Origin of the sequence: Agrobacterium tumefaciens, from assembly GCA_025560025.1 — a bacterium.
GTDB lineage: Bacteria > Pseudomonadota > Alphaproteobacteria > Rhizobiales > Rhizobiaceae > Agrobacterium.
Genome location: CP048485.1, coordinates 1548565 through 1563443, shown reverse-complemented (window position 1 = coordinate 1563443; position 14879 = coordinate 1548565). Strand labels below are relative to the sequence as shown.

Sequence of the window (14879 nt, the reverse complement as noted above, 5' to 3'; positions counted from 1 at the left end):
ATCCGGTTTGCGGCGATGGGCCGCGCACGGAAAAACGAAAGCAGAACAAACGACTTATCCCTATTTGTTTTCAATGTGCTGGCTCAGCCTTGCGGAATGAGAACAAATAGAGTACATACCATTTCCATACTGCTTCATTGCCTGTGCGGCTTCAATAACCTAAAGGTGGTTCGGATGGCACAAAATTCTTTGCGTCTCGTAGAGGATAAATCGGTGGATAAAAGCAAGGCACTGGAAGCGGCGCTCTCCCAGATCGAACGGTCGTTCGGCAAGGGATCGATCATGAAGCTCGGTTCCAATGAAAACGTGGTTGAGGTGGAGACCGTTTCGACGGGTTCGCTCAGCCTGGATATTGCGCTCGGTATCGGCGGCCTGCCGAAGGGGCGTATCGTTGAGATTTACGGTCCGGAAAGCTCCGGTAAAACCACGCTGGCATTGCAGACGATTGCGGAAGCCCAGAAGAAGGGCGGTATCTGCGCCTTCGTGGATGCCGAGCATGCGCTCGACCCGGTCTATGCCCGCAAGCTCGGTGTGGATTTGCAGGGCCTTTTGATCTCGCAGCCGGATACGGGCGAGCAGGCTCTGGAAATCACCGATACGCTGGTGCGCTCCGGCGCCGTTGACGTGCTGGTCGTGGACTCGGTTGCGGCGCTGACCCCGCGGGCCGAAATCGAAGGCGAGATGGGCGATAGCCTGCCGGGTCTTCAAGCGCGTTTGATGAGCCAGGCGCTGCGTAAGTTGACAGCCTCGATCTCCAAGTCCAAGTGCATGGTGATCTTCATCAACCAGATCCGCATGAAGATCGGCGTCATGTTCGGTTCGCCGGAAACGACGACGGGCGGCAATGCGCTGAAATTCTACGCTTCGGTTCGTCTCGATATCCGCCGCATCGGCGCCGTCAAGGAACGCGAAGAGGTTGTCGGCAACCAGACCCGCGTGAAGGTCGTCAAGAACAAGATGGCGCCGCCCTTCAAGCAGGTGGAATTCGACATCATGTATGGCGAGGGTGTTTCCAAGACCGGCGAGCTTGTCGATCTCGGCGTCAAGGCCGGCATCGTCGAAAAATCCGGTGCCTGGTTCTCCTATAACAGCCAGCGTCTGGGGCAGGGGCGTGAAAACGCCAAGACCTTCCTGCGTGACAATCCGGAAACGGCAAATGAGATCGAACTGGCGCTGCGCCAGAATGCCGGTCTGATCGCCGACCGCTTCCTGCAGAATGGCGGCCCGGACGCCGGCGAAGGCGACGACGGCAACGACGAAGGCTGATGCCTTTCCGTGAAGTCTCGGGCATCGCCGCCCGCAGACTTCCCTGAACTTGTATAGATCAAAAAGGGCCGTGCGATTTTTCTTCGCGGGGCCCTTTTTATTTGCCTATATGTCTTGCTTCGCCTCCATGGCTGGACAGGGCAGGGTGCGAACGATAAAAGCCAGTGATTTTGCAATAAAGCCATCGTTTCCGATGGTAATGATGGACTCCAGCTGTGAGCGGTGTGTGGGCATGAGCGGTGTGAATGAAATTCGGTCGACCTTTCTCGACTACTTCAAGAAGAACGGACACGAGGTCGTGCCCTCCAGCCCGCTGGTGCCGCGCAACGATCCGACACTGATGTTTACCAATGCGGGCATGGTGCAGTTCAAGAACGTCTTCACCGGTCTCGAAAGCCGTCCCTATTCCACGGCCGCCTCGGCGCAGAAATGCGTGCGCGCCGGCGGCAAGCATAATGATCTGGACAATGTCGGTTATACGGCACGCCACCATACCTTCTTCGAAATGCTCGGCAATTTCTCTTTCGGCGATTATTTCAAGGAAGAGGCGATCACCCATGCCTGGAACCTGATCACCAAGGAATTCGGCATCGACCGCAACCGTCTGCTGGTCACCGTCTATCACACCGACGATGAGGCCTTTAACCTCTGGAAGAAGATTGCCGGTTTCTCCGACGACCGCATTATCCGCATTCCGACCAGCGACAATTTCTGGGCGATGGGCGATACCGGTCCCTGTGGTCCCTGTTCGGAAATCTTCTACGACCATGGCGATCATATCTGGGGCGGCCCGCCCGGCTCGCCGGAAGAGGATGGCGACCGGTTCATCGAAATCTGGAACCTCGTCTTCATGCAATATGAGCAGCTGACGAAGGAAGAGCGCATCGACCTGCCGCGTCCGTCCATCGACACCGGCATGGGTCTTGAGCGTATTTCCGCGCTGTTGCAGGGCAAACACGACAATTACGACACCGATCTGTTCCGGGCGCTGATTTCGGCCTCCGTTGAAGCGACCGGCGTTCCGGCGGAAGGCGAAAAGCGCGCCAGCCACCGGGTCATCGCCGACCATCTGCGCTCTTCGGCGTTCCTGATCGCCGATGGCGTTCTGCCGTCGAACGAAGGCCGTGGTTATGTTCTGCGCCGCATCATGCGCCGCGCCATGCGCCATGCCGAGCTTCTCGGCGCGCGCGAGCCGCTGATCTACAAGCTTTTGCCGGCATTGGTGCAGCAGATGGGCCGCGCCTATCCGGAGCTGGTGCGCGCCGAGGCGCTGATTTCCGAGACGCTGAAGCTCGAGGAAACCCGTTTCCGCAAGACGCTGGAGCGTGGCCTTTCGCTTCTGTCCGACGCGACCTCGACCCTGCACAAGGGCGACATGCTGGACGGCGAGACCGCCTTCAAGCTTTATGACACCTATGGCTTCCCGCTCGATCTGACGCAGGACGCGCTGCGCGCCCGCGAAATCGGTGTCGATATTTCCGGTTTCACCGATGCCATGGAGCGCCAGAAGGCGGAAGCTCGCTCGCATTGGGCCGGCTCCGGCGACAAGGCGACCGAAACCGTCTGGTTCGAGCTGAAGGAAAAATTCGGCGCGAGTGAGTTCCTGGGATATGACACGGAAACCGCCGAAGGCGTCATCCAGGCGATCGTCAAGGATGGCAAGTCGGTTGACAGCGCCGCCGATGGCGAGACGGTGCAGATCGTCGTCAACCAGACGCCGTTTTATGGCGAGTCGGGTGGCCAGATGGGTGATACCGGCGTGATCTCGTCCGACAATGGCACCTTTGCCGTTTCCGATACGCAGAAGAAGGGTGAAGGTCTCTTCGTGCATACGGGCGTCGTTTCCAAGGGTGGCTTCAAGCTTGGCGAGGCCGTGCAGCTGACGGTGGATCATGAGCGTCGCTCCCGTCTGCGCGCCAACCACTCCGCCACGCATCTGCTGCATGAGGCGTTGCGCGAGGTGCTGGGCACGCATGTGGCCCAGAAGGGTTCGCTGGTTGCGCCCGAGCGCCTGCGTTTCGACGTTTCGCATCCAAAGCCGATGTCGGCCGAGGAGCTGAAGGTCGTCGAGGAAATGGCAAACGAGATCGTGCTGCAGAATTCGCCGGTTGTCACACGCCTGATGAGCGTTGACGACGCCATTGCCGAGGGCGCGATGGCTCTGTTCGGCGAAAAATACGGCGATGAGGTTCGCGTCGTGTCCATGGGTACCGGCGTGCAGGGGGCGAAGGCCAACCGACCCTATTCCGTTGAGCTTTGCGGCGGCACCCATGTTGCGGCCACCGGCCAGATCGGCCTCATACGCATTCTCGGCGAAAGCGCCGTCGGTGCGGGCGTGCGCCGTCTTGAAGCCGTCACGGGGCAGGGTGCGCTTGCCTATCTTGCCGAGCAGGATGAGCGGGTGAAGGCGCTGGCCTCGTCGCTTAAGGTGCAGCCGGGCGATGTGCTGTCGCGTGTCGAGGGCCTTCTAGACGAACGCAAGAAGCTGGAGCGCGAGCTTGCGGATGCCCGCAGGAAACTTGCCATGGGTGGCGGTTCTTCGGATGCCGGTGCAAATGATGTCCAGCAGGTTGCGGGCGTCAATTTCCTCGCAAAATCCCTGTCCGGCATCGACGCCAAGGACCTCAAGGGTCTTGCCGATGAAGCCAAGGCCAATCTCGGTTCCGGCGTCGTGCTGCTGATTGCCGTTTCCGATGATGGCAAGGCAAGCGCTGTCGCTGCCGTGACCGAAGATCTGACGGCCCGTTTCAGCGCCGTTGACATTGTCCGCACCGCTTCCGCAGCCCTTGGCGGCAAGGGCGGCGGTGGACGCCCCGATATGGCGCAGGCCGGCGGCCCTGATGGCGCTAAGGCGCAGGAGGCCATCGAAGCGGTGGCCGCGGCGCTGGCGGCATGATCTGGAAGAATTAAAGAGGCGGGGTTTTACCCCGCCTTTTTTGTTTAAGCCCTCAAGGACTGGGAGCAGAGGGCTCGGAATGTTGAGCGCCGGGGACATGGTGGAGGGAATGCAATGCGTTTTGTAAATCCCATTCCTTTCGTGCGTGATATCAGCCGCTCCAAAGAGTTTTATCGTGACAGGATCGGCCTGGCGGTATTGCAGGATTTCGGGAACTTCGTTCTCTTTGAAAGCGGCTTTGCGATCCATGAGGGGCGGTCGCTTGAGGAGACGGTCTGGCGGACATCGCAGGCTACGGAGGAACCCTATGGCAGACGAAACATGCTGCTTTATTTCGAACATGCGGATGTTGATGCGGCTTTTCGAAATATCGCACCGCATGTGAAGCTTATCCACCCTCTCGAGCGGCAGGCCTGGGGACAGAGGGTGTTTCGCTTTTACGATCCGGATGGGCATGCGATAGAGGTCGGAGAGCCGCTTAGCCAATCCGGGGCGTGATCCGTTGCCAGGACCGGTCCGACAAGCGAGGTCCGGACCGGTTATGGTTCAGTCGTTGCAACAGGGGCGGGTGGTTTATCCCGTTGCCTGTAAATCCTTCGCGGCTTCTTCATCCAGCTGGGCTGCCCGCTTGAAGGCCGGGCGATCGGTCAGATGCGACATGTAGTCGATAAAGGCCGGGCGTTTCTCGATCGTGCCGAAGTGCAGGCCCCAGCCGACATGGGCACCGACATAGACATCCGCCGCCGTGAAGAGGTCGCCGGCGATGAAACGGTTTTCGCTGACGGCGCGTTCCAGCGTGTTCATTACGTCCGCATAGCTGCCGCAGCCGGCCATGCGCAGCTTTTCCTTTGGCACTTCGAAACCCATTGCCTTCATGCTGGCCGCCATTTCCAGCGGGCCAGCGGCGAAGAACATCCAGCGATAATAGAGCCCGCGTGCCTTCGGCGTCGGTGCGAGGTTGGCGCCGGGAAAGGCATCGGCAAGATAAGCGCAGATTGCCGCCGCCTCGGTGACGATGGTATCGCCGTGTTTGATGGCGGGCACCTTGGCCATCGGATTTATCAGCCGATAGGCGGGCGACTTCATCGAGGTTTCGAAGCCCAGTATTTCCGTTTTGTACGGAACGCCGACTTCCTCGAGCATCCAGCGCGCGATGCGACCGCGCGACATGGGATTGGTGTAGAAGATCAATTCACTCATGGCTTTGCCTCCCCAAGCAAAATCGCCGAAGCATCATGAGAAACCGGTGCGGATTTCTTGCTGTCACGGTGCATTTTTATAGTCCGCAGCGTCATTTGCGCGTCTTTTAAGATTGCGTCGACGCTCCGATGAAATTCTGACTGTGCCGGGCAAGTTATACGTGAGTAAATGCTGTTTCAGCTTTGTCTTATTGTTATGCTGGCCGCGGCACTGTGCGGAATCGAAGTTTGCGCCTAGTGCAACGTCTAATCAAGATACTGTGAACAAAAAAAGAAACCCGACGTTGCGGCCGGGTTTTTGTTGTCTGGCATTTCGCACCGCCTGCTGGCGCGCTTTTCAGCAATGCGCCGCGAAGTGCCGGGTTTGTGGTGGGTCAATCAGCCGTACGTCTTTCGCCATGTCTCGTGGCGGCAAGCAGTGCGAGAAGAAAGGCGATGCCCGTGAGTACGATGCGGATGAGGTTGGAAAGTGCCCACCGGTCACGCAGCTCCTGCCAGTCGCTCGGTATTTCGGCCGAAACCGTCTTGAAAAACTCGTTGATGGGAACATTGACCAAGCGGGTCTGGATCACGACGATTGTGTAGATGATCAAGGCCGACACCCACAGCAGCCGGCTGTCGCGGTCGACAAGTGACGCACCAAGAAGGGCGGCGAGCGGAACAAAGAAGGCCGCAAAGAAGATGCCGTTGCGGACGCTGACGTTGATGCCATTAAACGCCTGGGTGAAAATATCCGCTTCCAGTTGCTGGAACGCCATCATGACGGGATTGCTGAAGGCGAAGAAGAAGCCGGCCATTATGCCAAGGGTCATGGGCGCAAAGAGGCGCAGTGCGAAACATGCCGCTTCTCTTGCCGGCCCCAGCGCGGGAAAGTGCTTTATTGTTATGGCATGCAGAAATGAGCTGGACATGAAAATCTCCATAGAATAACCGTACATATGCGTACGGTTATTCCGTACGCATATGTACGGTTTTTGTCAAGGAGCGCGAATGCGAAGCGAGAGCAGGGAAGTACGCCGGCGTGAAATTATCGAGCATGCCTTCACCATGCTTGCCGAGGACGGTTATGCCGCGTTTTCCATGCAGGCGCTGGCAAAGGTGAGCAGGTCTTCCAAGGAGACGCTGTATGGCTGGTTCGGCGGCAAGGCCGGGCTTTATGAAGCCATGGTCGAAGAAAATGCGGCAAGGCTGATATTGCCATCGGCGGAGGCGGCGGATGGCGTGGCGGAACTCTCCCGCTTCGGAGCGGATCTCCTGTTGATGCTGCTGGGAGAACGGGCCGTGCTGCTCAATCGTGTTGCGGCGGCGGAAGCGGGCGTTGATGCCGCGCTTGGCGCGTTTCTGGCGGAGAAAGGGCGTGACCGTGTCATGCCGAAACTCGCCGCTTATTTTCAAGCGTTGGAAAAACAGGGTGTCAAATGCACCGACGCTTCGGAAGAGCCTGCGGAAATCTGGCTGTCGCTTCTGGTGGGGGATTTGCAGATCAGGCGCGCCACCGGCGCTATCGGCCTTCCGGCGGAAGCGGAGATAAGGGTTCGATCGGCACGCGCAGCGACGATGATTTTCCAGCTCTGCGGCGCGCATGAAAAAACCCGGCGCTGAGGCCGGGTTTTAAAACTGCCGAGTGAGGAGGCTTAAGCCGCCATCGCCTTCTTGAGGTTTTCATCGATCTTGTCGAGGAAGGCGGTGGTGGAGAGCCAGGGCTGGTCCGGCCCGATGAGGAGCGCCAGATCCTTGGTCATGAAGCCGCTTTCGACGGTGTCGACGCAGACGGTTTCAAGCGTTGCCGCGAACTTCGCCAGCTCGGCATTGTCGTCCAGCTTGGCGCGGTGGGCGAGGCCACGGGTCCAGGCGAAGATCGATGCGATCGAATTGGTCGAGGTTTCCTGGCCCTTCTGGTGCTGGCGGTAGTGGCGCGTCACCGTGCCGTGTGCGGCTTCGGCTTCGACCGTGCGGCCATCGGGAGACAGAAGAACGGAGGTCATCAGGCCGAGCGAGCCGAAGCCCTGCGCAACCGTATCGGACTGCACGTCGCCGTCGTAGTTCTTGCAGGCCCAGATGTAGCCGCCGGACCACTTCAGCGCGGAAGCGACCATGTCGTCGATCAGGCGGTGTTCATAGATGATGCCGATTTCGTCGAACTGCTTCTTGAACTCGTTCTGGTAAACTTCTTCGAAGATATCCTTGAAGCGGCCGTCATAGGCCTTGAGGATGGTGTTCTTCGTGGAGAGGTAAACCGGCCACTTGCGCATCAGGCCATAGTTCATGGAGGCGCGGGCGAATTCGCGGATCGATTCATCGAGGTTGTACATGGCAAGTGCCACGCCGGCGCTCGGAGCGTCGAAGACGTCCTTTTCGATGACCTGGCCGTCTTCACCGACGAACTTGATGGTCAGCTTGCCCTTGCCGGGGAACTTGAAATCGGTTGCCTTGTACTGGTCGCCGAAAGCGTGACGGCCGACGACGATCGGCTTGGTCCAGCCGGGAACGAGGCGCGGAACGTTCTTGCAGATGATCGGCTCGCGGAAGATGACGCCGCCCAGAATGTTGCGGATCGTGCCGTTCGGGCTCTTCCACATCTGCTTCAGGCCGAATTCCTCGACGCGGGCTTCATCCGGGGTGATGGTGGCGCATTTGATGCCGACGCCATGCTTCTTGATGGCGTGCGCAGCATCAACGGTAACCTGGTCGTTGGTGGCGTCGCGGTTTTCAACCGAGAGGTCGTAATATTCGATATCGAGATCGAGGTAAGGCAGGATCAGCTTGTCCTTGATGAGCTGCCAGATGATACGGGTCATTTCGTCGCCGTCGAGATCGACGACCGGATTGGCTACCTTGATCTTTGCCATGAATTCCTCACCTTCGAAGCTGTGGCGCCTGTTGACGCCAATAGTCGGAAAAATATCCGGTGCGGCTATAGCATCGCACGCGCCTGAGGCAAAGCCATGGGGGGCGCTTTTTTGGCGCAGCGCAATAACGCTTTGCGCATTGCCAAACCATAATGCCGGAATACAGTCAGGCGAATCGCTTCGCCCGCCTTTTTGGCTAATCCCGGGATCACATCATGCGGAATTTTCTGCTTCTGACTGCCGCCGTCCTCTTTTCCCACAGCGCCCTTGCGGCAGGCCCTGCCGATCCCGTCCAGAAGGTGATGGATATCACCGTGAAGAACTGGTCCGGCGATGCCGAGAACTGGAAATACATCTTCGATGAGGACATGTTGACCAGCCTGTTCAGCAAGGATTTCGTCGCGCAATATCGCGAAGCCTCCAAGAAGCCCGCCTATGAGGCCGAGAGTGGCGAGAAGGGCGATCCCTTCGGTTACGATGTTGTGACGAACTCGCAGGATGGTTGCCCGCTCGAGGATGTGTCGGTGACGCCGGGCGCGGTCAAGGACGGTGTGACCGACGTGACCGCAAAGTTCAAACTCTGGGCCTGCATGGACGAGGCCGAGATGAAGGCGACGGTTGACGAAGTGCATTTCGATGTCGTCGAGGAAGATGGCCGGTCGGTCATCAGCGATATTCATCGCGTTGGCGATGAGGGCAGGGATTCGCTGCGCGAAGAGATGGCAACGATTATCAAGGGGGAGTGAGGGGTGCTTGCATCCCTCCGCCTTTGATTTTAGCGCCGATCTGTGCCAGTGAAGCGCGCTTTAGCGCATCGGCTCGAAAACCGATGCGACGCTTCAACACACGGACAAACGACGATGGCAGGCACAAACAGCGAGCTTGAACTTGTGGCGGAAGGCCCGGCGATCATTCTGGTCGAACCGCAGCTCGGCGAAAATATCGGCATGGTGGCGCGGGCGATGGCCAATTTCGGGCTCGCCGAATTGCGCCTGGTCAACCCGCGCGATGGCTGGCCGAGCGAGAAGGCCCGCGCCGCCGCTTCCAAGGCGGATCATGTCATTGATGGCACGAAGGTGTTTGAGACGCTGGAAGAGGCGATCAAGGACCTGAACTTCGTCTATGCGACGACCGCGCGTGAGCGTTACGGGTTCAAGCCGGTCCGTGCTCCGGTCACCGCCGCCGAGACGCTGCGTGCAAAGTTCAAGACGGGGGAGAGAACCGGCATCCTGTTCGGGCGCGAGCGCTGGGGTCTTACCAATGAGGAAGTGGCGCTGGCCGACGAGATCGTGACATTTCCGGTCAATCCCGCTTTCGCCTCGCTTAACATCGCGCAGGCCGTGCTTTTGATGTCCTATGAATGGATGAAATCCGGCATGGACGATCTGGGCGAAACGCTTTTCCAGTCTGTCGAGCAGCGGCCTTCGACCAAGGAACAGGTCTTTGGCCTGTTCGAGCATATCGAGGAGGCGCTCGATGCGCGCGGTTATTTCCATCCGCCCGAAAAAAAGCCGAAAATGGTCGACAACCTGCGCGCGGTGCTGTCGAGACGCGGTTTTTCCGAGCAGGAAATCAGTGTTGTCCGTGGCGTGATCAATTCGCTCGACCGTTTTCCCCGGCAATGGCCAAAGCAGGCAGGCCGGGCGGGAACGGCAGAGGGAACATTGCCGAAAGGAACCGGGGAGAATGCTGAAGACGAGTGAGGCCGCAGCCGATGTGCTGAAACCGGTGCTGGTGTTTGATTCCGGCATTGGCGGGCTGACCGTGCTGCGCGAGGCGCGGGTGCTGATGCCCGAGCGCGGTTTCATCTATGTGGCCGATGATGCGGGTTTTCCCTATGGCGGCTGGGAAGAGGAGGCGTTGAAGGCGCGCATCCTTTCGCTCTTCGAAAAGCTGCTTGAAGACTATAGTCCCGAAGTCTGCGTCATCGCCTGCAACACCGCCTTCACGCTGGCCGGGGCCGACCTTCGCGCCCGCTTTCCGCAGATGACCTTCGTTGGCACTGTGCCCGCCATCAAGCCCGCCGCCGAGCGCACCCGTTCCGGCCTTGTTTCCGTGCTGGCGACGCCGGGCACCGTCAAGCGTGCTTATACGCGTGATCTTATCCAGTCCTTCGCCACCCAGTGCCATGTCCGTCTCGTCGGCTCGGAAAATCTGGCGCGCATGGCCGAAAGCTGGATCAGGGGTGAGCCTGTATCCGACGAAGCCGTGCTTGCCGAAATCGAACCCTGCTTCATCGACAGCGATGGCAAGCGCACCGACATCGTCGTTCTTGCTTGCACCCATTATCCCTTCATGGCGAATGTGTTTCGCAGGCTGGCCCCCTGGCCGGTGGACTGGCTCGACCCCGCCGAGGCGATTGCCCGGCGCGCGCGCCATCTGGTGCCGCTGCCACAGGATGCGGAACATCCCGATGGTTTTGACTTTGCCGTCTTCACCTCAGGCAAGCCCGACTTCGCCACGCGGCGATTGATGCAGGGTTTTGGCCTCAGTGTTTCGTCGGTCTGAAAGCCTGTTGTATTTTTGCATCTAATTTATCCGTCTTTTGCAATTCGAGATTGCGACCACTTGTCGCGCCGTAGTTCTTGTGTAAGATGCTCCTCGTCTGTAACCGCTATAAATGGAGGCGTGGAATGACTGATCATATGAATATACGCCTTAACGGCATGTCAGGCCTTTCCGGCATGATGTCCTGCGGTTACGTCACCCGAGGCATCTCCCTCCGATAAGGCTTAAAGCCTGATTTCCTTGCCGTTTGGCATTTTCACTTTGTTCGACATGTGATCGTGCGTCCGCGTGGCCCCTGCTGCTGCGTCCGCGCTTCCGGCATGTCGTTTTCCATCGATAAAGGACCTGGCCGCTTTGCCGCGCCGGGATGGATTCCCCATGCAGAAAAATCAACCATTGGTAGCATATGCGCTGCCGGATGCGGTCGATCGCTTGTTCGTCACATTCGGCGTCTGGAAAACCCTGAAGGCGGTTCTCGTTGCCGCACTGGTGCCGCGTGCGCCGCCGACTGATCCTGCCGATCTGCCGGAGCGCCTTCTGGTCGATATCGGCCTTGACCCCTCGCGCGTAAAGCGACGGCGGGATTGGGAGGTTCCACACTGGGCACCCCGGTTTTGATGTGACGGCCTCTCCCGCGCAGACATGCGGGAGGGGCCGTATCCAACTTTGCCCGCCGGCGGCGGCGAAGATACTACAGGGACGTTTTTCGGGTTGTTACAAGCGCGCTGCACGGTTTGTAAAATCCGGCTTGAAGCGAAACATTTTCCGTGGCTTGCTCAAGACTCGGGATAGAGGAGACCCATCATGCCATTGGAAAACTGGCTGGCCTTCGTGGCCGCATCCGCCATCATGCTTGCCATTCCGGGACCGACGATCCTGCTGGTGATTTCCTACGCGCTCGGCCATGGCCGCAAGGCGAGCACGGCGACGGTGACGGGCGTGGCGCTTGGTGATTTTACCGCCATGACGGCCTCGATGCTGGGGTTAGGCGCGCTGCTTGCCACATCGGCGGCGCTTTTCACCGGGCTGAAATGGATCGGTGCGGCTTACCTCATCTATCTCGGCATCAAGCTGTGGCGTTCACCGGTCAGCGGCGAGGGCGCGGAAGGGACGGGCGTGACCGGTCGCGAAAGGCCGCTCAAGATTTTCCTGCATGCCTATATCGTCACCGCGCTGAACCCGAAGAGCATCGTGTTCTTTGTGGCCTTCCTGCCGCAGTTTCTGGTGCCGACATTGCCCTTCTGGCCGCAGGTGCTGATTTTCGAGGTGACGTTCCTGGTGCTTGCCACTGTCAATGCGGCGCTTTATGGACTTCTGGCAAGTGCTGCCCGCAATACGATCCGCAAGCCGAAGGTTCAGCGCATCGTCAACCGCACGGGCGGCGGTCTCCTGATCGGCGCCGGTCTCATAGCCTTTGGCTGGAAGAGGGCGGTTTCGGCGTAAAGCGCTTCGATCACCTGAAATTCGGACATAACAAAATGGCATTGCCGCATATACTTCTCGCCCTGATCACCGTGTTTTTGTGGGGCTTCAACTTCGTCGTCATCAAGGTTGGCGTCGCCGATATGCCGCCATTGTTTCTGACGGGGGTGCGTTATCTCTTTGCGGCCGTGCCCCTGGTGTTCTTCCTGCCGAAACCCAACGTGCCGTGGCGGCATATGATCGTTTACGGCATGGCGATGGGTTTCGTGCAGTTCGGCCTGCTTTACCCGGCCATCAAACTCGGCCTGCCGGCGGGGCTCGCTTCGCTCGTCATGCAGTCGCAGGCCTTTTTCACGCTGGCGCTCGCCGTGGTGTTTCTTGGCGAGCGGCCGTTGCCCTCGCAGATCGTCGGCGCAATCATTGCTTTCGGCGGGCTGGCGGTCATTGGCGTGGAGCGGATGACGGCGGCAGCGCTGATACCGCTGCTGATGGGGGTCGGCTCGGCCATTGCCTGGGCCTGCGGCAACATCGTCAACCGCCGCATCGGCCAGGTGAATGCGGTTTCCTTTGTTGCATGGACGAGCCTTGTGCCGGTTCTGCCGTTGATCCTGCTTTCGCTGGTGGTGGAGGGACCTGATGCGATTGCGGAAGGGCTGTTCAACGCGACGCCGACGATGGCTTTGGTGGTGATCTACATGGCCTATGGCGCGACCATCGTTGGCGCGGGCATCTGGAGTTACCTGCTTCTGCGTTATCCGGCCGGAACGGTGGCACCGTTTTCATTGCTGGTGCCGATTGTCGGTTTTGTCAGCGCCTATCTCGCTTTTGCGGAGCATATTACCGTCTTCGAAGTGGTCGGTGCTGCATTGGTCATCGTCGGGCTGATGCTGAATGTGTTCGGCAGGCGGCTTTCATTTTTGCGGGTCTCATCCGGAGCCGCATAGATGCGGTGCAATTGCCTGTGCATTACCGGCATGGGGCAGACGCAACCGGCGATTTTTTGGTAAAGAGCATGTTCGGCCGCCGACACGGGAATCGGCCGGATGGCATGCAGCACGAGGAACGGAACATTGCAGGTCGGCATCGACATGGGAACTCTATCGGGCGGGCAGCAGGCCAAGCTCGATATCGAGGAATTGCTTGCGACACGTTTGCTGGTGCAGGGCAATTCCGGTTCCGGCAAGTCGCATCTTTTGCGCCGGCTGCTGGAGCAATCGGCGCAATGGGTGCAGCAGGTCATCATCGATCCCGAGGGTGATTTCGTCACGCTTTCCGACAAGTTCGGCCATGTGGTGGTGGATGGTGAGCGTACCGAGGCGGAGCTTGCCGGTATTGCCAACCGCATTCGCCAGCACCGCGTTTCCTGCGTGCTGACGCTGGAAGGCCTCGATATCGAGCAGCAGATGCGGGCCGCCGCCGCCTTCCTCAACGGCATGTTCGATGCGGATCGTGAATTCTGGTATCCGGTACTTGTCGTGGTGGATGAGGCGCAGATGTTTGCGCCCTCCGTCGGCGGCGAGGTGACCGAGGATGCCCGCAAGGCGTCGCTCGGCGCCATGACCAATCTGATGTGCCGTGGGCGTAAACGCGGGCTTGCCGGCGTCATCGCGACGCAGCGTCTGGCGAAGCTCGCCAAGAACGTCGCGGCGGAAGCCTCGAACTTCCTGATGGGCCGCACCTTCCTCGATATCGACATGGCGCGCGCGGCTGACCTTCTTGGCATGGACCGGCGACAGGCGGAAATGTTCCGCGATCTGCAGCGCGGCAATTTCGTGGCGCTCGGCCCGGCGCTGTCGCGCCGCCCGTTGCCGATTGTCATCGGGGCGGTGGAAACCTCGGCGCGCTCCTCGTCACCGAAGCTGATGCCGCTGCCGGATGCGCCCCAGGATGTAGAAGACCTGATCTTCACGCCAGATCCGGAAGAATTCACGCGCGCCGCCGTGCGCCGCACGCCGCCCGCGCCGCGCCCGACCACCGATATTCTCGCCGAACTCTCCCGTTCCACGCCCGCCGCCGTCGGTCCTTCACCGGAGCAATCGCCGCGTGCAGGCCAGCCGGAACTGACGCCGGAGGAGCGTGAGGAAAAGATCGGTGCGGTTCTCGTTGAAATTCTCGACGATCCGCAATCGGCCTATCGCACGGATGCCGTGCTTTATCAGGATTTTCTGGTGCGCGCCCGTATGCGCCGCATTCCCGGCACGCCGATGACACTGGCGGAATTCCGCCGACAGGTGGCGATTGCCCGCTCCGGTGTGGATGCGGCGATGGCGGCGAGCGAAGGCTGGGAAAAGGCGCTGGAACTGTCCATGTCGGTTTCCGATGACCTGCAGGGGGTTTTCCTGCTGCTCGTCAAGGCGGCGCTGGGTGAAGAGCCTTGCCCGTCGGATGCCCGCATTGCCCGGGCCTATGGCACCCATTCCGCCCGCCGCGCGCGGCGGCTGCTCGGTTACTTCGAAGAGAAGGAGCTTGTGGTGGTGCATGCCGACTTCTCCGGCAAGCGCATCGTGGCTTTCCCCGATCTCGATGCAAAAACCGCACCCGGCGATGCGGATGCGGCTGAGGATGATGCGAGATTGGCGGCGGAGTGAGGTAGGCAGGCTGCTTGTTTGACATACCTTCCGTCATGCCGGACTTGATCCGGCATCCAGCCACGGTGCGTCTGCGCCGTGAGACGAGTCTGTTGCGATCAAGGACTTGATCGCGCTGGACCCCGGATCAGGTCCGGGGTGACGGCGTGTG

Annotated in this window: 14 protein-coding genes; 11 read left to right on the top strand and 3 right to left on the bottom strand. The window is 59.6% G+C overall.

The genetic code is table 11. The annotated features are described in order from the left end of the window. The first annotated feature begins 174 nt into the window (after window positions 1-174). The 3 genes from recA (at window position 175) to FY152_07645 (ending at window position 4660) form a co-directional block, all read left to right on the top strand. Complete coding sequence (gene recA, locus FY152_07655) at window positions 175-1266, top strand: recombinase RecA (GenBank protein ID UXS31967.1); 1092 nt, start codon at window positions 175-177, stop codon at window positions 1264-1266. Between the two features lie 232 nt (window positions 1267-1498). Then, entirely contained in the window at window positions 1499-4162 is a 2664-nt protein-coding gene (gene alaS / locus FY152_07650; GenBank protein UXS31966.1) for an alanine--tRNA ligase, read from the top strand. Window positions 4163-4276: 114 nt separating this feature from the next. Beyond that, complete coding sequence (locus FY152_07645) at window positions 4277-4660, top strand: glyoxalase/bleomycin resistance/extradiol dioxygenase family protein (protein ID UXS31965.1); 384 nt, start codon at window positions 4277-4279, stop codon at window positions 4658-4660. A 75-nt stretch (window positions 4661-4735) separates the two neighbouring features. Here FY152_07645 and FY152_07640 read toward each other — a convergent pair whose 3' ends face one another. Together FY152_07640 and FY152_07635 are read right to left on the bottom strand one after the other, a co-directional pair. Further along, a complete protein-coding gene (locus FY152_07640; GenBank protein UXS31964.1) occupies window positions 4736-5362 on the bottom strand; it encodes a glutathione S-transferase family protein in 627 nt (208 codons plus the stop codon). A gap of 373 nt (window positions 5363-5735) precedes the next feature. Beyond that, complete coding sequence (locus tag FY152_07635; GenBank protein ID UXS31963.1) at window positions 5736-6272, bottom strand: DUF1772 domain-containing protein; 537 nt, start codon at window positions 6270-6272, stop codon at window positions 5736-5738. A gap of 79 nt (window positions 6273-6351) precedes the next feature. Between FY152_07635 and FY152_07630 the strand changes: the two genes are divergently transcribed. After that, window positions 6352-6963, top strand: coding sequence for a helix-turn-helix transcriptional regulator (locus tag FY152_07630; GenBank protein UXS31962.1), 612 nt, complete (start codon window positions 6352-6354; stop codon window positions 6961-6963). 32 nt (window positions 6964-6995) lie between these two features. Here FY152_07630 and FY152_07625 read toward each other — a convergent pair whose 3' ends face one another. Next, window positions 6996-8210, bottom strand: a complete 1215-nt coding sequence (locus tag FY152_07625) for an NADP-dependent isocitrate dehydrogenase (protein ID UXS31961.1) — start codon at window positions 8208-8210, stop codon at window positions 6996-6998. A gap of 215 nt (window positions 8211-8425) precedes the next feature. Between FY152_07625 and FY152_07620 the strand changes: the two genes are divergently transcribed. From FY152_07620 to FY152_07590, 7 genes are all read left to right on the top strand, one after another. After that, entirely contained in the window at window positions 8426-8956 is a 531-nt protein-coding gene (locus FY152_07620) for a hypothetical protein (GenBank protein UXS31960.1), read from the top strand. Between the two features lie 114 nt (window positions 8957-9070). Beyond that, the gene (locus tag FY152_07615) at window positions 9071-9913 is read left to right on the top strand and encodes an RNA methyltransferase (GenBank protein UXS31959.1); all 843 of its coding nucleotides are present in this window, start codon (window positions 9071-9073) and stop codon (window positions 9911-9913) included. Next, window positions 9897-10718, top strand: a complete 822-nt coding sequence (locus tag FY152_07610) for a glutamate racemase (protein ID UXS31958.1) — start codon at window positions 9897-9899, stop codon at window positions 10716-10718. Before FY152_07615 ends, FY152_07610 begins: the two co-directional genes overlap by 17 nt. Before the next feature lie 378 nt (window positions 10719-11096). Then, the gene (locus FY152_07605; protein UXS31957.1) at window positions 11097-11336 is read left to right on the top strand and encodes a hypothetical protein; all 240 of its coding nucleotides are present in this window, start codon (window positions 11097-11099) and stop codon (window positions 11334-11336) included. A gap of 186 nt (window positions 11337-11522) precedes the next feature. Next, window positions 11523-12161: a LysE family translocator gene (locus FY152_07600; GenBank protein ID UXS31956.1), complete on the top strand. Its 639-nt coding sequence runs from the start codon at window positions 11523-11525 to the stop codon at window positions 12159-12161. Window positions 12162-12196: 35 nt separating this feature from the next. Continuing rightward, window positions 12197-13084: an EamA family transporter gene (locus FY152_07595; GenBank protein ID UXS31955.1), complete on the top strand. Its 888-nt coding sequence runs from the start codon at window positions 12197-12199 to the stop codon at window positions 13082-13084. Between the two features lie 126 nt (window positions 13085-13210). Continuing rightward, window positions 13211-14728 carry an ATP-binding protein gene (locus FY152_07590; protein ID UXS33239.1) on the top strand — a complete coding sequence of 506 codons (1518 nt, stop codon included), beginning with the start codon at window positions 13211-13213 and terminating at the stop codon, window positions 14726-14728. Window positions 14729-14879: the final 151 nt, after the last annotated feature.

What these genes read in the sequence shown, in the direction of transcription:
- FY152_07620 (UXS31960.1), top strand. Translation starts at nt 8,426, where the DNA reads ATGCGGAATTTTCTGCTTCTGACTGCCGCCGTCCTCTTTTCCCACAGC.
- recA (UXS31967.1), top strand. Translation starts at nt 175, where the DNA reads ATGGCACAAAATTCTTTGCGTCTCGTAGAGGATAAATCGGTGGATAAA.
- alaS (UXS31966.1), top strand. Translation starts at nt 1,499, where the DNA reads ATGAGCGGTGTGAATGAAATTCGGTCGACCTTTCTCGACTACTTCAAG.
- FY152_07645 (UXS31965.1), top strand. Translation starts at nt 4,277, where the DNA reads ATGCGTTTTGTAAATCCCATTCCTTTCGTGCGTGATATCAGCCGCTCC.
- FY152_07635 (UXS31963.1), bottom strand. Translation starts at nt 6,272, where the DNA reads ATGTCCAGCTCATTTCTGCATGCCATAACAATAAAGCACTTTCCCGCG.
- FY152_07630 (UXS31962.1), top strand. Translation starts at nt 6,352, where the DNA reads ATGCGAAGCGAGAGCAGGGAAGTACGCCGGCGTGAAATTATCGAGCAT.
- FY152_07600 (UXS31956.1), top strand. Translation starts at nt 11,523, where the DNA reads ATGCCATTGGAAAACTGGCTGGCCTTCGTGGCCGCATCCGCCATCATG.
- FY152_07595 (UXS31955.1), top strand. Translation starts at nt 12,197, where the DNA reads ATGGCATTGCCGCATATACTTCTCGCCCTGATCACCGTGTTTTTGTGG.
- FY152_07610 (UXS31958.1), top strand. Translation starts at nt 9,897, where the DNA reads ATGCTGAAGACGAGTGAGGCCGCAGCCGATGTGCTGAAACCGGTGCTG.
- FY152_07640 (UXS31964.1), bottom strand. Translation starts at nt 5,362, where the DNA reads ATGAGTGAATTGATCTTCTACACCAATCCCATGTCGCGCGGTCGCATC.
- FY152_07605 (UXS31957.1), top strand. Translation starts at nt 11,097, where the DNA reads ATGCAGAAAAATCAACCATTGGTAGCATATGCGCTGCCGGATGCGGTC.
- FY152_07625 (UXS31961.1), bottom strand. Translation starts at nt 8,210, where the DNA reads ATGGCAAAGATCAAGGTAGCCAATCCGGTCGTCGATCTCGACGGCGAC.
- FY152_07615 (UXS31959.1), top strand. Translation starts at nt 9,071, where the DNA reads ATGGCAGGCACAAACAGCGAGCTTGAACTTGTGGCGGAAGGCCCGGCG.